This is a genomic window from Pirellulales bacterium (genome assembly GCA_033762255.1).
In the GTDB taxonomy this organism is placed as follows: Bacteria; Planctomycetota; Planctomycetia; order Pirellulales; family JALHPA01; genus JANRLT01.
Map to the genome: position 1 here is coordinate 69,111 of JANRLT010000007.1, position 25,665 is coordinate 94,775.

The 25,665-nt window shown below is 55.7% G+C and carries 20 protein-coding genes; 12 read left to right on the plus strand and 8 right to left on the minus strand.

What is annotated here, in order from left to right; genetic code table 11:
* Window positions 1-123: 123 nt before the first annotated feature.
* The 4 genes from SFX18_01445 to SFX18_01460 all read left to right on the plus strand — a co-directional run bounded on the left by SFX18_01445 (window position 124) and on the right by SFX18_01460 (window position 3,825).
* Entirely contained in the window at window positions 124-657 is a 534-nt protein-coding gene (locus tag SFX18_01445; GenBank protein MDX1961784.1) for a hypothetical protein, read from the plus strand.
* Between the two features lie 6 nt (window positions 658-663).
* Window positions 664-1,971: a glycosyltransferase family 4 protein gene (locus SFX18_01450; GenBank protein ID MDX1961785.1), complete on the plus strand. Its 1,308-nt coding sequence runs from the start codon at window positions 664-666 to the stop codon at window positions 1,969-1,971.
* Window positions 1,972-2,136: 165 nt separating this feature from the next.
* Entirely contained in the window at window positions 2,137-3,174 is a 1,038-nt protein-coding gene (locus SFX18_01455) for a nucleoside hydrolase (protein ID MDX1961786.1), read from the plus strand.
* 135 nt (window positions 3,175-3,309) lie between these two features.
* Window positions 3,310-3,825: a DoxX family membrane protein gene (locus SFX18_01460; GenBank protein ID MDX1961787.1), complete on the plus strand. Its 516-nt coding sequence runs from the start codon at window positions 3,310-3,312 to the stop codon at window positions 3,823-3,825.
* Between the two features lie 252 nt (window positions 3,826-4,077).
* On the opposite strand, the gene SFX18_01465 is transcribed toward SFX18_01460, so the two are convergent.
* Both SFX18_01465 and SFX18_01470 read right to left on the minus strand, forming a co-directional pair.
* Window positions 4,078-4,878 (minus strand): hypothetical protein, encoded by an 801-nt coding sequence (locus tag SFX18_01465; GenBank protein MDX1961788.1) that lies wholly within the window; start codon window positions 4,876-4,878, stop codon window positions 4,078-4,080.
* 499 nt (window positions 4,879-5,377) lie between these two features.
* Window positions 5,378-6,241 (minus strand): hypothetical protein, encoded by an 864-nt coding sequence (locus SFX18_01470; protein MDX1961789.1) that lies wholly within the window; start codon window positions 6,239-6,241, stop codon window positions 5,378-5,380.
* Between the two features lie 408 nt (window positions 6,242-6,649).
* Here SFX18_01470 and SFX18_01475 point away from each other — a divergent pair, with 408 nt between their 5' ends.
* Window positions 6,650-8,227, plus strand: coding sequence for an ammonium transporter (locus SFX18_01475; GenBank protein MDX1961790.1), 1,578 nt, complete (start codon window positions 6,650-6,652; stop codon window positions 8,225-8,227).
* Between the two features lie 166 nt (window positions 8,228-8,393).
* Here the strand turns inward: SFX18_01475 and SFX18_01480 are convergent, their stop codons facing one another.
* Window positions 8,394-8,753, minus strand: a complete 360-nt coding sequence (locus SFX18_01480) for a hypothetical protein (protein ID MDX1961791.1) — start codon at window positions 8,751-8,753, stop codon at window positions 8,394-8,396.
* Window positions 8,754-9,055: 302 nt separating this feature from the next.
* On the opposite strand from SFX18_01480, the gene SFX18_01485 reads away from it, so the two are divergent.
* Together SFX18_01485 and SFX18_01490 are read left to right on the plus strand one after the other, a co-directional pair.
* Entirely contained in the window at window positions 9,056-10,192 is a 1,137-nt protein-coding gene (locus tag SFX18_01485; GenBank protein MDX1961792.1) for a M28 family peptidase, read from the plus strand.
* 216 nt (window positions 10,193-10,408) lie between these two features.
* Window positions 10,409-11,983, plus strand: a complete 1,575-nt coding sequence (locus SFX18_01490) for an MFS transporter (GenBank protein MDX1961793.1) — start codon at window positions 10,409-10,411, stop codon at window positions 11,981-11,983.
* A gap of 169 nt (window positions 11,984-12,152) precedes the next feature.
* Here the strand turns inward: SFX18_01490 and SFX18_01495 are convergent, their stop codons facing one another.
* Window positions 12,153-12,482 (minus strand): hypothetical protein, encoded by a 330-nt coding sequence (locus SFX18_01495; protein ID MDX1961794.1) that lies wholly within the window; start codon window positions 12,480-12,482, stop codon window positions 12,153-12,155.
* 593 nt (window positions 12,483-13,075) lie between these two features.
* Here SFX18_01495 and SFX18_01500 point away from each other — a divergent pair.
* The gene (locus SFX18_01500; GenBank protein MDX1961795.1) at window positions 13,076-14,305 is read left to right on the plus strand and encodes a CARDB domain-containing protein; all 1,230 of its coding nucleotides are present in this window, start codon (window positions 13,076-13,078) and stop codon (window positions 14,303-14,305) included.
* A gap of 245 nt (window positions 14,306-14,550) precedes the next feature.
* Here the strand turns inward: SFX18_01500 and hpt are convergent, their stop codons facing one another.
* On the minus strand, window positions 14,551-15,084 hold the full coding sequence (gene hpt / locus SFX18_01505; protein ID MDX1961796.1) for a hypoxanthine phosphoribosyltransferase: 534 nt from the start codon (window positions 15,082-15,084) through the stop codon (window positions 14,551-14,553).
* A gap of 271 nt (window positions 15,085-15,355) precedes the next feature.
* On the opposite strand from hpt, the gene SFX18_01510 reads away from it, so the two are divergent.
* Window positions 15,356-16,105, plus strand: coding sequence for an alpha/beta hydrolase-fold protein (locus SFX18_01510; protein MDX1961797.1), 750 nt, complete (start codon window positions 15,356-15,358; stop codon window positions 16,103-16,105).
* Window positions 16,106-16,157: 52 nt separating this feature from the next.
* A complete protein-coding gene (locus tag SFX18_01515; protein MDX1961798.1) occupies window positions 16,158-17,048 on the plus strand; it encodes an SGNH/GDSL hydrolase family protein in 891 nt (296 codons plus the stop codon).
* 1,402 nt (window positions 17,049-18,450) lie between these two features.
* Here the strand turns inward: SFX18_01515 and tyrS are convergent.
* From tyrS to SFX18_01530, 3 genes are all read right to left on the minus strand, one after another.
* Window positions 18,451-19,746, minus strand: a complete 1,296-nt coding sequence (tyrS, locus tag SFX18_01520) for a tyrosine--tRNA ligase (protein MDX1961799.1) — start codon at window positions 19,744-19,746, stop codon at window positions 18,451-18,453.
* Window positions 19,747-20,143: 397 nt separating this feature from the next.
* Window positions 20,144-21,412 carry a glycosyltransferase gene (locus SFX18_01525; GenBank protein ID MDX1961800.1) on the minus strand — a complete coding sequence of 423 codons (1,269 nt, stop codon included), beginning with the start codon at window positions 21,410-21,412 and terminating at the stop codon, window positions 20,144-20,146.
* A 31-nt stretch (window positions 21,413-21,443) separates the two neighbouring features.
* Window positions 21,444-22,907 (minus strand): O-antigen ligase family protein, encoded by a 1,464-nt coding sequence (locus SFX18_01530; GenBank protein ID MDX1961801.1) that lies wholly within the window; start codon window positions 22,905-22,907, stop codon window positions 21,444-21,446.
* A 341-nt stretch (window positions 22,908-23,248) separates the two neighbouring features.
* On the opposite strand from SFX18_01530, the gene SFX18_01535 reads away from it, so the two are divergent.
* Complete coding sequence (locus tag SFX18_01535; GenBank protein MDX1961802.1) at window positions 23,249-24,427, plus strand: GNAT family N-acetyltransferase; 1,179 nt, start codon at window positions 23,249-23,251, stop codon at window positions 24,425-24,427.
* A 68-nt stretch (window positions 24,428-24,495) separates the two neighbouring features.
* The gene (locus tag SFX18_01540; GenBank protein MDX1961803.1) at window positions 24,496-25,659 is read left to right on the plus strand and encodes a GNAT family N-acetyltransferase; all 1,164 of its coding nucleotides are present in this window, start codon (window positions 24,496-24,498) and stop codon (window positions 25,657-25,659) included.
* The last annotated feature ends 6 nt before the right edge of the window (window positions 25,660-25,665 follow it).

Consider the following 25,665-nt stretch of genomic DNA (forward strand, 5'->3'; position numbering starts at 1 on the left):
GTTGTATAGAATGCATTACTCCCTGACATGATGGTTTGACGTCCTACCTGTTTGCCTGGTTTTATTCCTCCCTTGCCAGGCCGCCACCCCGCCTGCTTGGCCAATTCTTGCCATATTGCAACTATGTCTGACGCTCCAAAATTGGACGAATTGCTTAAGTTGTATTATGCGGACCCCCGTCAATTAGCCGAGTTTACACCGGTGGATTCCGCGGAAATGCCCCGAGTATACCAGGAACTGCTCGCCCACGAGCATCACATGACCGTGACGGTGGAGAACCACCATGGCTGTCTGGTGGATGTGGAAGTATTATCGGCGGGGCAGGCGGGGGAATACTACATTCGTAAAATTGTGCTGCGGCGGCAGTCGGATGGGCGGGTGGTGTTGTTTGGCATTGTGCGGCTGCAATTAGCGGCGGTCAGCGAGGGGGTGCGAGCGGAAATTTTGAGCCAGCGTTTGCCGCTGGGGCGGATCCTCATTCAACATAATGTCTGGCGGCAGATTCATTTGTGCCAATTGTACAAAGTCATTTGCGCCCCCGAACTGGCGGAAATTTTTGGCTGCGCCGCGGGGACCACCACCTATGGGCGGAGGGCGATGATCAGCATGGACCACCAGCCGGCGTTGCAGCTTTTGGAAATTGTCTCTCCGGAGTGACGCCGCATGAAAATCGCCTATCTGGGAGCGGGCGCGGCGGGGCGCATCTGCGGCGCGTGTTTTCATGACAACGGCCTGGCCACGGCGCTGCGGGCCCGGGGAGAAGACCTGCTGCTGATTCCCACGTATACGCCCATTCGCACCGATGAAGAGAACGTCAGCCATTCGCGGATATTCTTTGGCGGCGTAAATGTGTATTTGCAGCAAAAATCGGCTCTCTTTCGGCATACGCCGTGGTTTTTGGACCGGTTATTGGATTCTCCACCGCTGCTCGATTGGCTATCGCGGCGCAGCGCGGGAATGGAAGCCAAGGACCTGGGGGACTTGGCCGTCAGCACGCTGCAAGGACGCGACGGCAAGCAGCGCAAAGAGGTCGAAAAACTAGTTTCCTGGCTAGAGCGGGACTTTCGGCCCGATATTGTCCACCTTAGCAATATCCTCTTGGTGGGACTGGCCGAACCACTGGCCGAACGTCTGGGCGTGCCGATCCTGAGTAGTCTGATGGGGGAGGATATTTTCTTGAATGGGCTGGTCGAACCGCACGCCAGCCAGGCCCGCGAACTGTTGCGGGCCAAGTCCCGAGCGATCGCCCAGATGGTGGCGCTGAATGACTATTACGCCGACTACATGAGTGAGTATCTGCAATACCCGCGCGGAAAAATCAGCGTGATCCGGCATGGGCTAAATCTGGATGGATATCCTCCCGTGCGGCAGCGGCATTGGAATATAAATCAAGCGCAGCCGGTGCGGATTGGTTATTTTGCCCGGATCGCGGTGGAAAAGGGGCTGCACCAGTTGGTGGAGGCGTTTGCGCTATTAACCGGGCAACCGGATTTGCCCCCGCTGGAACTGCATGTTGCCGGGTATATGTCGGCCGCGGACCAGCCGTATTTTCAACGGATCACCGAGCGCGTGGCCGAACTGGGCCTGCGGGAAAAATTTATCCATCAGGGCGAACTGGACCGCGCGGCCAAGTTGCGGTTTCTGAGCGAGCTTGATCTATTCGCCGAACCAACCATATATCACGAAAGCAAAGGGATTTCCGTGCTCGAGGCCCTGGCCAGCGGCGTGCCTGCGGTGTTGCCGCGACATGGAACGTTTCCGGAATACATTGCCGAAACCGGCGGAGGCAGCCTGTGCGAGCCGGAAAATCCCGCCGACCTGGCGGCCAAGCTGCGCGAGCTGTTGCTTGATCCCGCTGGGGCGTCATCCCGGGGCCTGGAGGCGGCGGCCGCCATCCGCGAAAAATTTACCGCGGACCAAATGGCCCTGCGCCATCAAGAGTTGTATCACAACATCTTGGGTGGGAGGTAAGATCGCCCTGCTCATCCTGGGGAATGACACGCCTTGATTGCTTGGCTTGCGGTCGGCCGGAAAGCAATTTCCCCTCGGCCAGGAATTTGCTAGCCGCGAGAGAGGGGGTAAGTTAAAATCAACGACAGTCCCCCCGCCAGAATCCCGCCGCTCCATTGTAAAATTATGCCGCGACTTGCATCTTCCCGCACGCTGGTCTCGAGACTGCTAATGGCAATTCTGTGCATCGGCGGATCCGCGTCTTTTGCGGGGGAACCAGAAAACAAATCCGTCCCTGTTATCTTTGACACGGACATGGGGAATGACATTGACGATGTCTTTGCCTTGGGACTATTGCATGGACTCCAAAGCCGTGGCGAATGCAAAATTATCGCGGTCACGGTGAGCAAAGATCATGAATTGGCCGGGCCGTTTTGCGATGTCATCAATACTTTTTACGGTTGTGGGAATATCCCGATTGGTGTACTAAGAACGGCCAAACCGAGTGGGGACGGTCCGTACCTTACGCAAGTCATGGCTCCCGGAAAATTCAAGTTTTCCGATCATCATCAACTTTTAAAAAAATTCAGTGACGCTCCGCTGGCGGTCACTGTACTACGAAAGACGCTGGCCACCCAGCGGGATGGATCCGTGGTGGTCATCGCGGTGGGGCCGATGACAAATCTGGCGAGCCTGTTGAATTCCCCGGCGGATCAAGCGAGCGATCTGACCGGCAAGGAACTGGTTGCCGCCAAAGTTCGCTTGTTAGTTGTCATGGCGGGTGATTTCAGCCGACCCAAAGCGGAATTCAATGTGTTCAGCGATCGGGACTCCGCGGCCACCGTGTTGGCAACCTGGCCAACCGAGTTGATTGCCTGTCCCTTTGAAATGGGCAGCGCGATTCATTATCCCAGTCTGGATAACGACTTTCACTACGTGGAAGGGCATCCGTTGCTCATGGCAAATCTGGCCACCTTTGGAGGGCGCACCAATGGATTTATGGCTTGGGATCTAGTGGCCACGCTGCACGCAATTCGACCAGATCGCGGTTATTTCAACCTGTCCAAACCCGGCACAATTCGGCTGGACGCAGAAAATGTCACCCATCACGATGAGGATGCGTCGGGCAAGCATCGTTATTTGATGCCCCGTGATAATACTGAGCGGGTGCGCGAAGCCATTTCTGGCTTGGCAAGCCAGCCCCCGGCGGCGAAACAAAAATAGCCTTAGGCAGGGGAATGTCCCAACCCCCAGCCGCGGCGGTCGCGGGGGGAATCGTCCCTCCGGCGGTACAAATGCCATCATCAACGAGCCGCCACTGAATCGCGCAGCGCGGCTTCCTACATGAAATTACGAAAAATGACACTTCTTCGACCGTTAGCGCTAGGTTCCCCCTTTCCCCGGTCCCTCTCCATTGATTTCGGCATCCTGTTGATTCGACTGGCCACGGGAATTTTGCTCTGTACGGTCTTTGAAAAATTTTTACCCCGTGAAGGACGCTGGGGACCCCAAGACTGGTTCATCGCCGATGTCGCCAAGATGGGCTTTCCTTTGCCGGTATTCTTTGCCTGGTGCGCGGTGCTGGCGGAATTTTTTGGCGGAATTTTACTGGCGCTCGGCCTGCTGGCCCGCCCAGCGGCATTCTTTAACGCGGTTACAACCTTTGTCGCGGCGTTTATTTTTCACAAGGGAGATGTTTCGGGCAGTGGCCTGCTGGGGACGGTGTTTTTTGCCTCGACCCTGGGACTAACCTTGACTGGTCCGGGACGCGTGAGCTGCGACTATTTGATTTGCTATTTTTGGCCCGCGACAACGGCACAGCTCGACTTACTCGATGAACCAAAAACGCACAATAACCAGATAGCAAGCAAATAACTTTCGACAGAGTTGCTATAAATCAGCGGATCAACACGGCAGAGTGTTGCTCAAGCATCTGTCATTTGGAAAGTTAATCACATACCTACTTCTTTGTCACAGTTAATGATTTGTGTTTTACAAATCAGCCGCTGGGCGCTAACCCACGGTTTTTGCCGCTCTAAACGTGGCCTAGCGCCCTATGGCTCATCCTAAAGCGAATCGTTGACAATGCACTGTAACCTGACACAAGCGGACCCCCGCTACACTGGGTTAGACGACGAATTTCTTGAACATCCCCCCCAGGCCCAAGATTGTCGCAATCACCAGGGCAGGTAACAACGTCGGTTCTGGCACGGGAGTCGTAATGAACGCCCAATCGTCGCTAGCGGTATTATTCGTGGCCGAAAACTGAATATGCGTAATGTAATGGCCGGCTGGGGCGGACCATCCAAAAAAAGTATCGTTGGTATTAAAGGCGGCGGGAATGGTAAAATTTCGCACAACGGAGGAGTTATTGGAAAAATGAACGTTAAAACTTAGGTTATTGCCCGCTCCATTAAAGTTGGCATCGATCACGGTCATCCCAAAAGTTGTGACACGCTCCGGGAGTATTTTGTTGGATACCAGATCCAACACTTCGCCAAACACAATATCGTTAAAGTATGGAGTGGGAAAAGGATCAGGTGCCCCATTAAAAATCACGCGCGCGCCCGAAATAGCTCCACTACTACTGGAACTTCCTAAAAATCCAATTTGCCAATCTCGTCGAGCATTGGTCAATCGCAAAGATTTACCACCACCTTGAAAACGGGCATCGATCGTGCGGGCGTTAGTAAACGTTCCATTATCAAAATCAATAACCCCTCCCCGCCCTTGGTCGAACGCGGCAGCGGCAGATGCCTGCATTTGCGAAAATGTTAACGAAGTTGCGCTGACATCCACCCTATTGGTTTGCACGAGATTTTCATCATAGGTACGCACGACGTCGACGGCACCTTTGGCACTTTCGCCTAGCATTAAAACCAAAACCGCGCATAACACCCCAGTTGGAACCGCAGGAATATTGTTCATTAGCTGACACCCTCAAAGAAAGTGAAGTCCGCCGTGGATAATCGGCTAAAAATTAAGACACCCACATATTAAAACGAAATTCTCCCTCGGTCGCAACTTTTTTTAACTTTGCGGGATAATGCCAATTGCGCAGGTCTTTTGAGCAACACGAGTGTGGTGGTTAGCCCCTAGGTGGCGGCATGTTACCCTCTCGCAACTTGGCGGATGATGTTTATTAGTCCCACCACAAAAAACACATGGGAAACTTCAATTCAACTGCACCCCAAAAGACTGCAATCTTTTGTAAACTAATGCCAAGTATCATCTTAGAGGTAAATTGCAAGGTAGCGACAGGGTGACAATACAGAGGCGACAAAATGTCGCCAGGAAAGGCGCTGCGATAGTAGGGCGTGAAAATACAGAGGCGACAAAATGTCGCCACTACGGGGTACAGAGGCGACGGAACGGCGTGACAATACAGCGGCGACGGAACGTCGCCACTACGGGAGAATCGCCGCTCCTACCGCGTTACTAGCATTTTATTTTTTAATAGACCCGGAGTCTCCTCGGCGGTCGCCAAACCCGTGACATATTGCAGTTCGTTCATGGTCTTTTCCGTCTCGACCATGCTATTGGCGATTTGATTCACTTGGGTGCTGATAAACTCCGGTTCGTGGCGATTCACCGCCAATTCGCTCAAGCTGCGGATTTTGTTCTCGAGTGCTTCGATTTGCACTTTGACCAATTCAAAGTTGGCCCGCGCTTTTTGCAGATTTTCCAACCGGTCGCGGCTGGTTTGCAGATTTTCCAGCAGAGTCTGGCGGATACGTTGTTCCTGGGGGTTGGTGGAGTCCGCCGGATATTCGGCCAGCCGCTGCTCGCTACGGCGAATGTCCACCTCAATTTGGTCGTCGCTGGTCTTATTTAAAAAGCGGGCCAGCGATTGATGCGTATACAACAGCCGCAAATGCAGCCATAGGAGCCGGTCCAGCCCCTCGGTCTGAAAATTTTCCAGACCCACGGCGGGTAGTTCCCCCGGTTGGCGCAGATCCCCCGCGATTTGCTCTAGCTCTAGGCACCGCTGCCGCAACTGCAAAAACCTGTCCAGCGACTCGCGCGGCAGGGTCTGCATGATCCGCTCCAGCGCCTTTTGCGATTCCTCGCCCACCGTGGCGCGGGTGGCTTTGGCCTCTTGGGCCTCGACATAACTTTGAAATTTGGGGTTGGTGGACAACATTCCCAGGTAGGCGACTTCCCCCGCCGCCACCAGCGACAGGCCGATTTCCGGGTTGTCCGTCATGAGCGACAACGCCACACCGGCACCCATGACTAGCAGGTTCCAATGGTTCAGAAAGGCCGTTTTCAGGTACTTGCCAAAGCCCAAGGGAGAATTCCTGCCAAAATGAGGTAAAAAATGGCCCCGGGGAGCGAAAAAACTTCACGTTCCTTCGCCACCCCCCGACTGTCCTTATTGTTGTGATCCGAGGTGGCGATGCAAGCCCTAGCCAGCGGGAATTGGTCAAGGGGGACGGCCTAAGCCCGCCGGAGGATCAATCGGACATGCACCTCTTATAACGGGAAGGTCGGCCCCGCCGGCTAATGATTTTTCCACCTAAAAATTCTATCAAAATTCCCGCTCATACTAGGCGATTTTTCGGGCTTTGATTACGATACGGACACGTTATTGGCATTAGGAGCAGCTGGCATAACCCGACGCCCAACGCGGGCTAGCCGCAGGTGCCGCTCCCCGAAACGATTTTTTTAATTCGCGGCTTTTGCAGGAGTTTTTTTCATGAGCACTTCTTGGCGGATGGTGCGTGTAAGCTTGGTGCTAGCGTGCCTGGTGGGGATTTGTTGGGCGAAGGGGGGACATGCCCAGGGAACGGGAACGGAAACTAGCGCGGCGGCGCCGATGAATCCCGAAACGACAACCACGGCGGCGGCCCCCGCGCCGGAAACGCCGGCGGTTTCTCCCCCGGCTACGCAGGCCGACGTGGCCGCAGCCAAAAATGCGGCGAATATGAACGCGAATAACGCTTGGATGCTGACCAGTTCAGCTTTGGTGTTATTTATGACCGCGCCGGGGCTGGCCATGTTTTATGGCGGTCTGGTGCGCAAAAAAAATGTGCTCAGCGTTATTATGCAGTGTCTATTTCTCATGGGCATGATGAGCGTCGTGTGGGCAATCTATGGATACACATTGTCCTTTGGCGGGGACAATACCGCAGCAGACGCTCCCGCCTACACAAAATATATTGGCACGACGGATAATCTCATGCTCAAAGGCGTCACTCCCGAATGGGATGAAGCCACCAAATCCAGAAAGACATTTAATTTCTCCGGCGGCGGGATTGACCTGATCCCCATGCCCACGCACATGTTGTTTCAAATGATGTTTTTTATCATCACCCCCGCGCTCATTTGCGGAGCTTTTGCCGAGCGGATGAAATTTAGCGCGATGGTGCTCTTTAGCCTGCTGTGGGGGACGCTGATATACACACCGCTGTGCCACGCGGTCTGGGACACGGGAATCTTGGCCTGGGGGAGCCCGAATGCCATTCAGGGGGGCGCGCTCGACTTTGCCGGGGGGACCGTGGTGCATATTAGCTCCGGCGTGTCGGCCCTGGTCTGCGCCCTGGTTATTGGCAAGCGGGTCGGCTATGGCATCAAGCCCATGCCTCCGCACAATTTGACTTATACGGCCCTGGGGGCCGCGATGCTATGGGTAGGTTGGTTTGGCTTTAATGGCGGCAGCGAATTGGCGTCCGACGACATCGCCGCCAGTGCTTTTGCCGCGACGCACTTTTCCGCGGCGGCCGCCACGCTCTCTTGGGCGGGAATGGAATGGATTTTACGCGGCAAACCGAGCGTCCTGGGGGCGGCGTCGGGGGCGGTGGCGGGACTGGTGTGCATTACGCCCGCTTCGGGATTTGTGGACCCGATGTCGGCGATACTGATGGGCCTGGCGGCGGGGGTGGTGTGCTTTATCGCGTGTACCAGCCTGAAAAACAGCTTTGGCTATGATGATTCGCTGGATGTATTTGGCGTGCATGGGGTCGGCGGCACCCTCGGGGCGATCTTGACCGGCGTGTTTGCCACCCGCGCGGTCAACGACTGGGGCCTCTACTTGCATGATTCGGGGTTAAAGGATGTGCAACCCGGTTCGCCCTTGGGAATTCTAGATGGAAATTACAGCCTGATCGTGGGGCAGATCACCGCCACGGTTATTACCTGGATCGTGGCGATTGTCGGGAGCTTTATTCTGCTCAAGGTGTTGGACATGACCGTGGGCCTGCGTGTCAGCGAGCAAGAGGAACAGCAGGGCCTGGATGTCAGCCAGCACGGCGAAGAAGGGTATATCTTTCAGTAGTGATTAGCAGGCGGGTTTGCCCCGTTGTGCTAATTGATGATAGAACCGCCAGCCGTCCGGGTAATCGGACGGCTGGCTTTTTTTGTGGATTGTTGCCGCAACATCGACTACCCGGGGGTAAACAGCACCGGGAGTTGTACCACTCTATAAAAGACTGCTTGCTAACTTACGATGATTGCATTTTCCGGAGAGTTGCGGCTTGAATCGTTTCCCATGGGATCACGTCATCAGGATTTGCCAAATCGTCGTTAAGGCGACTATCTAATTCATTACGTTGTTGCATCGTCAGCAACGAACCCGGTTGTGGGGCAAAATCATCCAAAGGCCCATTAAAGTCAGGAGCCATCCAGTGCTCGGTATCTTTGGCGGAGCCTGGCTGACATGGCCAAGTGGTACGCACAGGTTTGGTTACAATCGCTTGAGGCAACCCCTCAACGGTTAAGATGATTTCTTCACCTGGAATCATTCCGGCAATTAATTGTTCTAGTGAAGTAGCGGCGACTTGGAGGGGCATGGTGCGCGACATGGAAATTAAATTCAGTTATGAATAAGCATGTGGTAGTCATATCGCCCGTCGTACCGTGGGCCTTCATCTTTAATTTCGCGCATTTTCACCGCAAAGCCAAGCGAAACCGGTTGCGATAAAGAAATAAGCCGCGCCCTTACCCTTTGGATTTTCGCTGGATGCTGCGGCTCCCTACTATTCTTGTGTTGGGAATTCTCCGTTTTCCTAGTATTCAAAACAGGTTATAATTTTAAGATCAGCAGCTCCCGTAGTATCGCCCGATGAATACCGTTGCCCCCCTCTTTTTGCACTGACGGCACCCCATGTCCGCCTCTCCCCCCGCCTTCCCTTCGGTAAATTCCCCTCCCACTGGAAAAGCCGCTCAGCCCCGCTTTGCATCACAGTTATTAAACGCCCACTGGCAAAACGTGCTCTTGGCCGGGGTGATATTGGCTGGCGGGGGACTCCTGTGGTATTTATCGAGCGGCGCAAATCCCCCCTCCGTTCCCTTGGGCGACTCTTTGCAAGATGCCGGCCCCGCCGAGCAGGTCGCCTTTGCCCAACCCGCCAAGAATCCCGCCAAACCTCTCACGCTGGCCACGATCCCCTTTGACGGGCAAAAGGCGTATGAATACCTCAAGCAAATTTGTGCCATTGGCCCGCGCGTCAGTGGAACGCCCGGGATGGAAAAGCAGCAAAAGCTGCTTATTGAACATTTTGAAAAACTGGGAGCCAAGGTGAGCAAGCAAGAGTTTTTGGCTCGCCACCCGCTGACCGGTGAGCAGCTCACCCTGGCCAACCTGGTGATCAAATGGCACCCCGATCGCCAAGAACGGATTTTACTCTGTGCCCATTATGACACCCGTCCCTATCCCGACCGCGATCCGCGCAATCCCCAGGGCGTGTTTATCGGCGCAAATGACGGGGCTAGCGGCGTGGCACTGCTGATGGAACTGGGCAAGCAGATGCCAGCCCTAAAGGGTGCCGTGGGAGTCGATTTTGTGTTGTTTGACGCCGAGGAACTGATTTATGGTGCGGATACCAGCGAGGGATATTTTTTAGGCTCGGGCTTTTTTGCCAAGGAATACGCCACGGGAAAATGGGACTGTAAATACAGGTGGGGCGTGCTCTTGGATATGATTGCCGATAAAAACCTCGAGTTGCCCGTCGAGCCGACTTCTTGGAGTTGGGCCGAATCGCAACCGCTGATTAAGGAAATCTGGTTGACCGCCCGTGACCTGGGAGTGAGCGAATTTCAAAATAAGATTTTTGATCGCGAGATTCAGGATGATCACTTGATGCTGTACCATGTGGGAAAAATCCCCAGCGTGGATATTATTGACATGAATTATAAATATTGGCATACCACGCAGGATACTCCGGCCAATTGCTCGGCCCTGTCATTGGCCAAAGTCGGCTATGTGCTGCAGGAATGGCTGAAAAAAGCGACAGAGAAGTAAGCGGGCGTTGCCTGATTCTTATCTGTGCCGCCGCCGAGACGGGGAAAATTGTGGGGAACGCCGCGATTTGGCGGGGGAAATCGCTGGACCTTGGCTCCAAAGTATGCTAATTTCGCGGTTTTGCCGCGCTCCCCTTGCTGCGCGCTCAAATTCCCCTTCCCGCCAGTTTTCATCCCTTGTACGTCCACGCCCGCCTCCGGATCGTTCTTTCATATCATGCCGCAAAATCCCTACCAGGCTTCCCAAGTTCCCCAGGCTAAAGTTGTTCCTCCCGCCAGTCCATTGACCGTTACCGCCTGGCTGATCTGTATTATCGCCGCAATTGGTTTTGCGTTTGATATTTATGAACTACTGATGTTGCCGCTGATCTTGCGACCGGCGCTGTTGGAGTTATTAAATGTCACGCCCGGCACGCCGGAATTTAACTATTGGTTGGGGATGTTGTTTTATGTGCCGGCGTTCGCAGGGGGGATATTTGGCCTGTGGGGGGGGTATTTGACGGATTTGTTAGGTCGGCGGCGGGTATTGACCTGGAGCATCTTACTCTATGCGGTATCCGCTTTTTTGGCCGGATATTCGACCAATATCTATCAACTGCTGTTTTTACGCTGTACCACGTTTATCGGAGTTTGTATCGAGTTTGTGGCGGCCGTGGCTTGGCTGGCGGAGTTGTTTCCCAATCCCCAGCAACGGGAAAAGGTCCTGGGCTACACCCAGGCTTTTTCATCCATCGGTGGGCTGTTGGTGGCGGTGGTGAATGGTATTTGCATTACATATGGAAACTACTTTCCGCCGATTGGCATTCCTGAAAGCCTTAGCGGCCTGTGGGGAACCATTGATCCCGCGCACCAGCACGAGGCGTGGCGATACACGCTGATGTCGGGGCTGATTCCCGCCTTGCCGCTGTTGATTATCAGGCCATTTCTGCCGGAATCCCCCGTATGGGCCCAAAAGCGGGCCACGGGCACGCTCCGGCGGCCCAGTATCGCCGCGATTTTTGCCCCGGAACTGCGAAAAACCACCATCGTCACCACACTCATGTTTGCCTGTAGCTATGGGGCGGCCTTTGGCGCTATCCAGCAGATGCCGCAGATTGTGCCCGGACTGACGGAGGTCCAGGCCGGTGGTCAGGCCGCGGCCGATGCCGCGGCAAAAAAGCTCACCGCCGCCGGCGAGCCGGATAAAGTGGTGGCCGCCCGTTCCCGGGCCGCTTCCGGAACTTATACTCAAAAAATCGCCGCTGAATATACCAAGGTGCAGGAGATAGGAGGGTTGGTGGGGCGGTTTTTGATGGCGTATTTGGCGGTGATTTTCATTAGCCGCCGCGCGCTGTTGCGGGTGTTTCAGATTCCCGGACTGCTCTTTGTGCCACTCTTGTTTTATTTCTTTTTGCAAATACCCAACACGACTTTCTTTGAAATTCCACTGGAGAGCGTTTTTTTAGGCCGGTTACCGATCACGACGATGTCCGTGGGGATGTTCTTTGCCGGATTATTCACGGTGGCCCAATTTAGCTTTTGGGGCAATTACCTGCCGCTGGTATATCCGGTGCATTTGCGAGGGACGGGGGAGAGCTTTGCCGCGAACATTGGCGGGCGGATGATTGGCACCTCGTTCGCGGCGGTGACCTCGATTATCGCGGGATTTAATTGGAGCGGCCAAGCGATGGACACCTGGAGCGCGCCGCTCAAGACCAGCTTGACCGCGGCGGGGGTGGCGTTGTTTGTCTATCTGGCGGGAACGATCTTATGCTCGTTTTTGCCCGAGCCCGATCCCCATATGGAAGAATAGCTGTCGGCCACCGTGCCCAGCGGCAACGTTCGTATGTTGATCAACCAATAAATAGGCCGCATCAATCCACGGGGATTCATGCGGCCTGATTAAATATCCCCCACGCCGGAAAACGGTGTGGATGAATACCTTTATGTTGATATGTTCCAGCTTGTGATGAATTATCCCGTTAGCCAACCTGCAGTTGAGTTTGGGTCAGGGCGGTCACCACATCATGCAAGCGCTTTAAGCTGCCAAATTCCTTGATCATGCTATGCGCTTTCATCAGTTCGTCAAAACTGATAGGTCCATCCGTCGCGGCGACGCGTTGCTTTTTCTTGGGTGCGCCATTGGATTTCTTGGACTTATACATGCTAAACATTTGGGGACTGATATCCAGATTAAATTTCTCCTTGACCAGGACGACGCCTTCCTTGGGCTTGATCGCGGGATTATCCCGCAGGATTTCCTGTACCGCCGACATTTTGGTTTTGCCTTCCGCGGATTTACGTCGTGCCATGCAAATCAACTCCTCTAGAACAAAAAAGGTCATAAATTAGTCCGCCCCCATCCAGGCCGCATGAATATTGATACAAAATTCAAGGTACTAAAGACCTGGCGGGGCAATAGCCATATATCTTCTTTAACCAAAGTTATAAAAGATAGTGACGGATATAGTTTCCTGATTTTACAGCTAATGTCAATGCACTGAAATAAAAAGAAATCGATTTTTTGGCAAATAATATTACATTGTCATAGCCGCCTCTAGGCAAATTAATATTTTGCGCATGCGAGAAAGACAAAATATTATATATGTATGTATACCATACCGCCGCGCAAGGCGTGTTCTGTCAAAAAGACATTACTCTCTCCTTTCCCCTTATCCGTTCTGCGGACACCCAGCGTCCATGGGCATTTACCGCCAAAATTAGCCGCTTCCCGGGAATTTTCGCGCGCCAAAGCAATTTATTTCTCCCCCGTTGTAACATCTCACCCGCCGCTACGCTCTAGCAGTTAGATCGGAAATCCTATCCGACACTGGATCAAAAATGTGCGGCCTAACCGCTTTTGATACTGTTGCATCTGGCTTTTTTACCAAGAGGTTACCGTTCCATGTCAAAGTCCTTTACCAAATTCCTGCTCGCCGTCAGTTTGCTCGGGGTCTCTACCGCCGCTTTGGCCGCCCCGCCCAAGTTGAACCGCGGTCCCGCTGTGGGGGGAAACGCCTCGGCCCGCTCGTTGGGTGGCAGCTTTAGCCCCCGCAATGTATCCCCGCAGTTTCAAATGCCCAAGCAAAATTTTGCCCGCCTGCCCCAGGGGAGTTCCCTGGGTAAACTGCAAGCGCCAAAATTGCAGCCGATTCAGTTACAACCCAAGCCAAACTTTCAGCTTAATCCAGGGCTGGTGGCCAAACCGACCAACCCCAACCTGGGTAAGATCAAGCCGCTATTGCCGATCAACGGCACACCCGGTTTGAACCCCAATGTGATTGGCAAACTGCCCAAGCCGATCACGCCTCCGATTGTCAAAGTACCGCCGATCATCAAGCCAGGAACCTTGACTCCGATTGGCAAGCTACCGCCGGTTGTCACGCTCCCGCCACTCAAGCCGCTGCCGCCGGTGATTCCGCAGCTCCCTTGCCTTCCTCCCCCCAACTATGGCCATCATTGCCATTTTCCCTGGTGGTTTGGCTGGGGCGGAATTCACTGTCAGCCCTATCCGTACCCCTATCCCTGCCCCACTTACCCCGTGTATCCCATTTGCCCCCCCGGCAATACTGTGGTCATTGAAAACCCCGCCATCATTGATGCAGGCGTGCCCGCCGCACCGGTGGTGAATGTGGAAACCAATGTCATCGACAACAGCGTCGAACAGGCACCCGAGGCCCCCACGGCCACAACCGACCCGGCCCTGGGCAAGGCGGATTTGACACTCCAGGAAGTGCGGCTGCTGGAAGCGGGTGACTTAAATAAGAATGTCGGCCCGTTGGTGGCGGTAACCGTGGCTAATACCGGCGACATTGCCGCGACAAAGTTCAGCGTGGCCGTATACGCCAGTCTGCAAAAAGAACCCAGCCCGCAAATGCTGGCCAATGGGACGGAACTGAACGAATTGTTGGCCGGAGAAATCAAGACCGTGGAAATCCGCCTGCCGGTGGAAGCATTGGCCCTGCCTGGCGATGGCCAAACCCCGCCGCAAGCCTATGAGCACTTGTTCGTGGTGGCGGATGTCCGCAACGAAGTGATCGAAACGGATGAAGCCGATAACCTACTGCCAGCCAGCAAAGCCAGTTTGCTCTTGCAACCGGTCAAAGTTGGGGTGGACGTGGTTGGCGGACGGTAATGACAATCACCGCGGCCACGTCCGCGGTGTGACGATACGGTGGTCTCCGGCGTGCTTTGAACCCGGAGACCTCAACTGAGGGGTGCTGGTGGGGGTTGGCGGTGTAAAAAACGGGCCTTTGAACGCCGCCAGCCCCATTTATGAAATTTAGAATGATGAATGGGTTCGCAGCAATTCTGACTTCTTCATTCTGAATTCTGACTTTGCCCCCACGTTTCTAGACCCGCGTCTCGCCATTCACGTCGCTAAACTGCTCCGCGGGCGATTTCCTCGGCTTCCAGGGCTCCCAGAAAGGGGAGATTGCGGTACATGTCTTGATAATCCAGGCCATAACCGACGACAAATTCGTTGGGAATTTCAAATCCGACATGGTCCGGCTCGAGCGAGACTTCCTTGCGGCCATGTTTGCGCAACAGCACCATTGTTCGCAGGGAGGCCGGTTCATGTTGCCGCAGCCGTTCCAGCAATTCCTTCATGGTGTGTCCCGTGTCAAAAATGTCATCGACAATCAGGACATGTCGATCCTTGATATCGGGCAGGGTTTCCAGCTTGATAATCAACTGGCCCGGAGTGGTGGCGTTGCCACGGTAGCTGCTAGCCTGGACAAAGCCAATCCGCACCGGCAGATCGACCCGCCGGACCAAATCCGCCACCAACATGATGCAGCCGGTCAATACGCCTATTATCGTCAGGGGCTGTTGTTGATAATACTGTTGGGTTTCCCAAGCCAGGCGGTCGACACCCTCGTCCAGTTGTTCTTTGGTTAATATGGTTTTCAAGCGGACAGACTCCCTCGGGCTGGATAATCATGATAAAGGTGGGGTCTGTTATCTTAACACCCATAACGCCGGGACTAAACAGCCGATCTTGAAAAAAGCCGTAAAACATCCAGTCCCAATTGCCAAAGCCCCGCCTCATGCCACAAAATACATGGTAGCGAATGCCGGGCGTCAATTTTTTGCCTGAACTTCCACTTTTGTTTTTCGCGCTGGCATAAGCCGGTGTTTTGGCAACTCAAAATTCATCAGTGGTAAATCGTCAGTGAATTTTATGGATCATAGCGGGAATTGGTCGCGGGTGGTGATCGCGGGACATCCATGCGAGTTGTACCAGCCAGTCCGTTCCGTACCCGGGCGGGGAATGATTTACCTGCATGGCGTCCATATGCAAAAATTATCCGGGTATCCCGCGTTTGCCGCGGAGCTGGACCGGCACGGACTCCCGTGTCTTTGTCCCGAAACCGGGCGAAGTTGGTGGACGGATCGGCCTTGTTTAGAGTTTGACCCCCATCTGACAGCCGAGCGTTACCTGTTGAATCATGTTTTGCCTTGGTTAGAGCAAGAGCGGGGCATTCGACCGCCGGGGATCGGCCTGTGGGGGACCAGCATGGGGGGACAGGGGGCCTTGCGATTGGCGTTTAAGCATCCCGCCAGGTTTCCCGTGGTGGCGGGGATCAGTCCGGCTATCGATTATTGGCTACGGATGAAGGACGATTATGGCGATCCCCTCTGGCAAATGTACCCCGATCCCGAGGCCGCCCGCCAGGATTCCGCCACATTGCATGTCCATCCCCTCAACTGGCCCCGCAATATTTGGTTCTGCTGTGATCCCGTCGATTTGCGCTGGCACGAAAGCGCGGACCGCCTGCGCATGAAACTGGCCGCGCTAGGCATCCCGCAAAAATACGATTTAGAAACCACGGGCGGCGGGCATAGTTTTGAGTATTATTCGCGCATGGCGCGTCCCGCGCTCGACTTTGTCGCCGCGGCCCTGGATCAAGAAAGCCGCCGCGTGGCTTGATGTTGGGCGGGATAATCCCGGAGTGTCAATTTTCTGTCAAATACCCCCTTCCATGACACTTACCTTGGCACCAATACCCCCTGACGTATCGCGGGCGATAACCCTTCGCCAGCGAGTGATTTTATTGGGGGCCAGCAATCTTACCCGGGCGTTCCGCACCGTTTATCGGCTCTTGACCAAAAAATTTGGCTCAAATCTAGAGATCATGGCCGCCTTGGGGGCGGGTCGGTCGTATGGATTGCACTCGCGAGTTATCGCCCGGGTCTTAGGCCCGATCACAGAATCTTCAATCTGGGAAACTTGGGCAGCCCGCACAAACCTGCCGACGGCCGCGCTGCTGACGGATATCGGAAATGACCTGTTTTATGGGGCGGAGGTGCCGCAAATCGCAGCTTGGGTGGAGGAATGTCTGGCGCGGCTGCGTCCCCGTTGCGCGCGGATCGCCCTCACGCTGGTCCCGGCTGATAATGTGCGGCTGATATCGGCTTGGCGGTTTGGTTTGTTGCGCCGGGTCAGCTTTCCCCATTGCCGGTTATCCCTGAAAGAGGCGGGCGACCGCGCTGCCGCGCTCAATGAACGGTTAGTCGCGCTGGCCGCGCGCTATCAAGTCGAGACAGTCCCCCAGCCCGTGGACTGGTACGGATTTGATCCGATCCACCACCAACTGTTCCAATATTTTCCAATTTGGGAAAAAATTTTTTCCGCCTGGGATCGGCCCGACTTACCCCCCGAACTACCTGGTCAACAGGTGCCCGCGCGCGGGGCGATGACACTGTCGCTGGAACCGCGGCGCGCAAGTGACAATGCCAATGCGGAGACGTTGCCGCTGTGGAATTGGTGGCGGCGGTGCTGGCCACAGCGACAAACTATTTGGGGGCGGGAATGCTTTACGCCCCAGCCCTCGTATGACTCGCGGTCGGGCACAACATTGGAATTGTATTAACCACGACACAGCCCGATGGTGGCAAAACAACGCGGAAAACGCGGATGTTTTATCATTCTCGACAGGATGCCACGCCTGTTGACCGACGGCAATTAACGTATCCGTGACGCACATCCCGCGTGATGCCGCTCGCCTGTGCCGGCCCGTTACGTGTTCCTTGCCGGACTGTCCACGATTCAACTCCGCGCGCGGTCCATCATGTACTAATCACTCTTGTCGGAGCGCATGCGCGGCAACAGAATTAGCGCGCTGAAACAGCTTTTACGCATCGATAAAATCAACCACCCAGGGATGACACAAAACATAGCAGGGAAAAAATCTTTGTGATAAATGCAAAAATCATGTTGCCAAAAATGAGAGAATCGTTAATGTTACTAGCAGGTGTGGAGATTTTGTTGGTTGTCAGGACATGCTTGTTGGCCAAAACTACATGTCGCGGCAATCAATAAACGTTTGGTTGGGATGTTGGATGATCGCGGCTTAGGCTATTCGATGATCCCTCCCGTCCCGACGCCCATGATCCCCCGACAATTACCCCGCGCTTGGTATTCTGGAGGAATGCTATTCGCGGAGTCGGTGGAGGAATGGATCTTCGTCCCAGGATATTGTGCGTCAGGTTCGGACTGGGCAGCGTGTGCCTGGTGGGCTTGACGCCGTTGGTTTCTCATTGGAGGAATGTACCGTGGCTAAAGCGAAGAAGAAGGCTGCCAAGAAGGCCGCATCCAAGAAGGCTGCTCCCAAGAAGGCTGCAAAGAAGGCCGCCAAGAAGAAGTAGTTTCCTTGACGTGCTCTGTGCAAAATCGGCCTTCCCTACCCACCGTCAGGTAGCTGGGAACTGCCATTTTGGCACCTTTATGACACGACGAGAAAGAGCCGCCCGGGCTGTACGCAGCCTGAGCGGCTCTATTGCATTTGGGGGGTAGTTCTCAGGCCAGAAATAGTGCTTTCTTACATTTTGAATGATGCGGTTATCATCTTGGGTGGACCTGGGCGTATTCAGTAAAATAGTTATGTGAAATTAGCTGGGTTAAAAGCCAGAAAACCCCCGGACTTTATGTGATATATTCTGCAGAAAGGGATGATTTACCATGGTAAGGCATGGTAGCGGCTAAAAATAGGTAGCCATATTCCACTACGTGACGCGGTTCATCAAATTTTAGCCCCTAGAATGCAAATACAAGTTCGGCGACGGAACGTCGCCGCTACGGGCTGCAAGTCCTCGCCAATAACATCGGCGGCTTTGTAAGAGTCGCGGTTGATCAAATTTTAGCCCCTAGAATGCAAATACAAGTTCGGCGACGGAACGTCGCCGCTACGGGCTGCAACTCCTCGCTAATAACATCGGCGGCTTTGTTAAGTTCCCGCGTCTCGTGACCCACGTCCCTCGTCCCACCCCTCAATCTCATACGATCCGTAGCAGCGCGTACTTTTTCTTTCCGCTACGGAGCACCAAAGTCGTCGCGCTGGCCAAATCCGCCGTTGTCAGCAGTGCTTTGGGATCTTTTTGGACACGATTGTTGATGTACGCCCCTCCCTGCTCGATGGTCCGCCGCGCTTCTCCCTTACTGGGGGAGAGTCCTGTCTCCACCATTGCATCGGTCAGCGGGATCCCTTGCTCCAGTCGGTCGCGGGGGATTGTCGCGCTGGGAACATCGGCAAAAATCTGCCCCAGTTGAGCGTCGTCCAGATCGCGAATTTCCGCTCCAAAGAGGATTTCCGTCGCGCGGGTGGCGGCGGTTAGTCCTTCTGGCCCATGCACCAGCAGGGTGAGGGCCTCCGCCAGGCGTTTTTGGCTATCGCGGCGGGCGGGATCCGTCGCGCGGGCGGCATCGAGCGCGGTAATTTCGTCCAGCGGCAGTTCCGTCAGATAGCGCAGGCATTGGCCAGCCTCGGCGTCATCGACATTGACCCAATATTGGTAGAACTGGTAGGGGCTGGTCCGTTCGGCGGAGAGCCAGACGGCTCCGGACTCGGACTTGCCCATTTTTGTGCCGTCGCTTTTCAATAGCAGCGGCGTGGTCATCCCGTACAGGGACGCGCCGCGCATCCGCCTGCCCAGGTCGATTCCGGCGGTGATGTTACCCCACTGGTCGCTTCCACCGACCTGCAGTTCGCAACCATATTGGTCATACAAATGCACAAAATCGTACGCTTGCAGCAGCATGTAGCTGAATTCGGTGTAAGAGAGGCCGCTATCGGTCCGTTCCAGCCGGGCCTTGACGCTGTCCTTAGTCAGCATGACATTGACGGGAAAGTGTTTGCCGATCTCGCGTAAAAAATCGAGATAGCCAAAGCGGCTCATCCAGTCCAGATTATTCACCAGGCGGGCTCCGCCACCGTCTTTACCGCCCGCGGGTTCAAAGTCCAGCAGGCGGGCCATTTGCCGCCCAATGCAGTCCACATTGTGTTGTAGCGTTTCCAGGTCGAGCAGTTTGCGTTCTTCGGATTTTCCGCTGGGGTCGCCGATCATGCCGGTCGCCCCCCCCACCAGGGCCAGCGGCCGGTGCCCCGCCCGTTGGAACCGCCGCAGCATCATCAAGGGTAAAAAGCTCCCCACGTGCAAGCTGTCGGCGGTGGGGTCAAACCCGATATACAGCGTCCGGGGGGCGGAAAGCAGCCACTCACGCAGGTGTGCCTCGTCCGTGGTCTGGTTGACCAACCCACGGGCCTGCAAGTCGGAAAAAATATCGCTGGGCATGATAAATAAGCGAGTAGATTGGGCGAAAGGGGATTTTCCCCCTTTGCTTACCATATTTGGTGTAGTTTTGCCAGTTGGAGGGCGCGAGACGCGAGACGCGAGGCGCGGGGTGCGGGGTGCGGAGCGTGGGGCGTGGGGCGTGGGGCGCGAGACGCGGGACGCGGGCGTTTGATACTTTGTGGGCCAAAGGCCCAACCTATTCCAGCCTAGGGCAAGCGTAGCGTCGCCCTAGGTTAATAGGGGAACATCATGGCAGGGCCAACGGCCCGATTTATCCGCTTCGACCAACGAAATAAGTTAACAGTCCCTAGGGTTTCGGGTAGATGCACGAACTACGTGCTGGAATGCTCTGTTTGTTACCAACTTGCTTTTTTCATACCACACCAGCGGATTCCTCTCACGGAGTGAGAGGAGCACATTCACCCCTGCTCTCTAACTCCCCGGGTGCTCCGCGTGGCGTACTGGACACTTTCTCTTCACCCCTAACCCCTACTCTTTTACCCCTAACCTCTGCCCCGCCCCCGCATTTTTCCCCATACAGCCGCGATAAGAGTTCCTCGTAGCCGCAGACCATTCGCTCGAGCGACCAGTTAGCCACCACATTGGCCCGCGCGGCCGCGCCATAACTTGCCCGCAACGCTGGTTCCATGAGCAACCGCACAATCCCCTGGGTCAGTTCCTTACCGCTTTCCGGCGTGGCCAAGAGGCCCGTTTGCTCGTGCAGGACAGTCTCGGGTATCGAACCGACCCGCGTCGCCACCACCGGTACGCCGCAGGCCTGCGCCTCTAGGATCGACACTGGGTTGGCCTCGATCTTGGAACAGAGGACAAAAATATCCAAAAGCGGCAAGAGCTGCGGCACATCGTTGCGCGCCCCTAAAAATCGCACCTGCGAAGCTATCCCCAGCTTGGCCGCCAACGACTGCAACTCCGCCAGTTTCGGCCCGCTCCCTATTAGCAAAAAATGCGTCTCCGGCACTTGTTGGACCACCGCGCGGGCGACATGCAAAAACAACTCGTGGTTTTTTTCCGGGCGCAGTTGCGCGACGATCCCCACAAGCGGCGCGTCGGGGGGAAGTTGCAGGCTGGCGCGTAGCTCCGCCGGAACATTCCGGGGGCAAAACTTTTGCGTGTCGACGCCATTGGGAATCCAGTGGACCTTTGCGGGGGGAAATTGCTCCACATCGGTCAAATAGCGGGCGTGCGGCGCGGCACACCCCACAAACGCATCGGTCCAGGGAGTCAGCCAACGATTCGGCCGGTGAATAATATCCGGCCAGCCGGTCGAATGCAGGGCCGAGACCACCACCGGCGTCCCCGCCAGTCGGGCGGCGATACGACCATAAAACATCCGGTCCCCCGCCCCCACGGTCACAATCGCGTCAAATTTGCCGCGCCTGAGTAACCCCGTCAGTTTCCACAAAATGCGCAAATCCAGCTTATGGGCAAGTAAATGCGTGTGCACGGGAATTTCCGTGGCGAGTTTCTCGCCCAAGAGGCCGGCCTCGCGCATGCAGGCCAGCTCGGGGGCAAAGTGTTCCCTGTCCAGCCGGCGCAGTAGCTCATAGGTCAGCATTTCCGCCCCGCCGACCTGCAAATTATTTATGGCAAACAGCACGCGTAAGGGTCCGCGATCCGCCAGGGGAATTAAATTGGGTGAGGGCATGGCGTGCCAATTAAAAATTAGGAATTAAAAATTAAGAATTGGGGATACTGCGGGAAAATGGAGCGGAGGATAAGGTTGCCGCCGCCGGGTTGCCGGAATGCGCTAGCCACCACTCGTGGTTCGTACTGGTCCGCTCGCGATCCAGGCGCAGCTCTGGTTGGGGGGGTCGGGCGTATAAACCGCTAGCCACACCCGCCAGCGTGAACAGCAGCGCGTTGTCATGGCTGGTAAAGGTAACCTCGTGAAATAGCATTTGGATCATATAACTGGCCAGCGCTCCCAAAAAGAGCACACCGTGGCATTTGACCCAGGTCGGCTGGCGGGCTCCGGTGGCCAGTTTCCAGCCCATCCACGCCCAACCCAGCAAGACGGCCAAATACAACGCTAAGCCGATTAACCCCAACTCGACCAGCAGATCCAGATAGGTGTTGTGATGAATCAGGGGGCGGATCAGTTCCATGTTCATGTCGACATTGCGGAGGTCCAGATAGGGCATTTTTTCTTCGGGAAAATTGCCAAAGCCAAACCCAAACAGCGGTTTATCCTGAAACATTAGCCACGAGACATAAGCAAATTGCGCCCGGCATTCGGCGGAGCTGCGGGTGTCCTCGACGGAGCCTTCGCGTTGAAAGCCGGTAATACTTTCCAGGCTGGTGGCCACGATCAAGAGCGCGGCGGCCGCTCCTCCCGCCAGGACGATTTTGCGCCAGGGGTCTCTCAGACAAAATCCCGTCAGCAGCGCAACGACCGCCGCGGTTCCCATCCACACGCTACGGGTCAAGGTCAGACCCGCCCCCCCCAGCATTAAGATGCCCAGCGGCCAGGCCAGCAGTTTCCCTTTGATAGGCCAGCGATACGCGGCCAGAAACGCGGCACAGGCGCACACACTCATGTAAAAACCATAGCTGACGGACTGCACCATCGGCCCGCGCGCCCGGCCAAAGTGCAGGCCCACCTTTTCATCGGCGATGTACCGCGGCCAAACTGCCCACCATTGTTTGGACATTTCCAGGCAACCGGTGACGCCCAAGTAAAGCCCAAAGGCGATCAAAAACCCGTGCAAGGCCAGCACCCGTTGTTCGGTCAAGGCCGACTGCCGGGCGATAAAGTAGAGCGCCACGGGAAAGAGATAGCCGATCACCAAATGCCAATACGCCGCGCCAGAGAGTTTTCCCCGGGTAAAGCTATCTTCCAGCATCGCCACATGCAGGGTCAACAGGCATAGAAACGCCGCCAGCGTCCATTCGACCTTGCCCCAGGGTTTTGGTTCGTGCAAGCCCAGGCAACGCTGGATGACCGCGATCAAGCACAGAACCAGCATCCAGGCGCGATCGATGGTGATTTGCGTGCCAATGTTGACATTAAAAAATTCGTGTCCCAGGACACACGTGGCGAATAAAAACAGCGCGCAGCCCCACAAAATTGGTCCCCGCAGGGTAAACACCCCCAGCCAGACAATTCCCGCCAGCACCGCGACTAACAGCAAAAACTCCACAACACTCCCTGCCCGTTGGCATTCTATGGCATTTGCTCCCCGCACAAACATAGGACATATCTGAGCGTGACTTTGCCCAAGAAAAGAGGGGATTCCGCGGATTAATACGATTTTGCGGACTGTACTGTTCCAGCGACTGCTTGTGGGTCCCAGGCAGTGGAGTTCGGTTAAAAACGTGGTCAATCGCTGGCGTTTTTCAAGCTAGACTTTGCGCGACTTGGCATGTGACCGCGAGGTAGGTCCCTGGGGAGCGCGGCGGGCTAGGGCGCCCCTGGCTGACGCTGCGGGCTGAGAACACATGCAATCAGAATCCAATTGATATTTTGTCGGGGAGATCGGGGATGACCGCATTACGCGTCACACCACACAATAACTTTGCCGAATTAGCTGCCCACCGCGACTGCTGGAATCAGTTGGCGGCGGGATTGCCATTTTTGGAATGGGAATGGCTGGAAAGCTGGTGGCGGCACTATGGCCACGAAGCGGGTCGCCTACGCTCCGGGCATGAATTGCTACTCTTGGCCGTGTGGGAGGGTGACCAACTGCTGGGGGTGGCCCCTTGGTATCTCCAACGGACAGTCGCCTATGGCAACGTGATCCGCTTTTTAGGCTCCGGAGAGGTCTGCGGCGATTATCTGTCGATCTTGTCACGGCCCCCACAAGCCCGCGCGGTGGACGAAGCTATTGCCGATTGGCTGCATGGCTGCGCTGTGGGAACCCAAAATGACGGTATGACGTGGGACCTGCTGGAATTAACGGGGGTGCTAGAGTCCGAACTAGCCACGCGGGGGCTGGCGGTCTTTATGCTGGACCGGGGGCATTGGGTGGAGACGGTCCACCTGATGAGTGGCTGGCGGATTCCCTTGCCGCAAACCTGGGAAGAGTATGTGGAACGCCTGTCCAAATCACACCGTAAAAACGTCCGCCGCGTCGACAGACTGCTAAAAGACAACCCCGACTATCAATTACGCCGCACCGCCACGTCGGCGGACTTTGACAAAAATTGGGCAACATTAGTGGATCTGCATCGGCGGCGTTGGCAGTTGCAGGGGCAAGCAGGCTGCTTTGAATCGCGGCGATTTGCGGATTTTCACCTGGAGCAGGCGCAACGGTTGCTAGCCGCCGGGCGATTGGAACTCTTGATCCTGGATTACGCGGGAACGCCCATCGCGGCGGAATATCAGTTTCGCGGCGCGGCGGGGATGTTTGCCTATCAGGCGGGGATTCACCCTGACTATCTGGAACACGAACCAGGTCGCATGGTCGGCATTGCCGCGATTCAAGGGGCGATTTCCCGCGAAGAGGCCTACTACGACCTCTTACGCGGCGATGAACCGTACAAGGCCCATTGGCGGGCCGAACCGCGCCCGCTTGTCACCCTGCGAATCGTGCCCAATCGCCTGGTTTCCAAGTGGCGCTATCGTTGGCAAAGCACGCGGCATTCGGTCAAACGCTGGCTCAAGCAAAGCTGGCAAGATTGGGTGCTGGCCACCACCGACACCACGCAATTTAGTGGGTAGTAGGAGGCGGGTAGTGGGTAGTGGGTAGTGGGTAGTGAGAAGCAGAGAGGACATAGTCGCAGGAATTCATGGTTCAGACACAACAAAACTTATCGCTGACGGTCGTGGACACACCAGAGCTACCCAGCGCGCTGGCCGCCGATTGGCGCCGCCTGGCCGCGGGGATGCCGCTGCATGATTGGGACTGGTACGAACCGTGGTGGCGGCATTATCGCACCACGCGCGACCGCCTGTGTGTCTTGGTGGCCCATGATACCGACCGCCAAGTGCGGGGCATTATTCCCTGGTACCAATCCCGCTCCCTGGCCAGCGGCAAAGTTCTGCGGTTTTTAGGCGATAACGAAATTTGCACCGATTACCAGTCCCTGCTGGCACTCCCCCAGGATGGCCCCGCCGTGGGTCGGACAGTGGCACATTGGCTGCTGGCCGAGGGGAGCGACCGCTGGGACTTGTTGGACTGGCGGGGCAAAACGGCGGATGACTCGGCCCTTTGTGAATTAAGCCAGATCCTGGAATCCCAGGGAGCCACTTTCCAACGCAAAGAGCTAGAAAATAGCTGGCGGATCGAACTTCCCGACACCTGGGAAGCTTACTTGCGGGAATGCATCTCGAAATCACGCCGCGAAAAAGTCCGCTATTTGGAGCGACGTTACTTTAAATCGGGCCGCGCGGTGCATCATGTCCTGGAATCCCCCGCGCAAATCGATGAATACCTGAACATTTTGGTCGAATTGCACCAGGCCCGACGCGCGGAACTGGGTGACGCCGGCTGTTTCGCCGATCCCGCGTTTTTACGATTTCACCGCGAGGTCATGCAGCGGATGGCCGCCACGGGAAGGCTGCGCCTGCATTATGTCACGCTAGATGGCCAGCCCGCCGCCGCTGAATACAGTTTGCTGGGTGATGACGGCCAATATTACTACCAAAGCGGCATGCAGCCCAAGTTAGGCCATGACAAGCCGGGCTGGTTATGCCTGATGTCGTCGCTACGGCTGGCGATTGAGTCGAAACTGAAATTTTTTGATTTTTTACGGGGCAACGAGGCCTACAAGGCTTCCTGGGGGGCGCGACCTATTCCGCTGGCCCAACGGCGGATTGCCGCGCGTAATCCGCTTTCCCAGTTGCGCAACGCGGTCCGCGTGGCGGGGGAACGGTTTCGCCATTGGGCCAAATCGTGCCTGCGCCCCGTCCCCCCCGCGGCATCCGAGCCTCCCCCGACACTTACAAATTGAGGATCT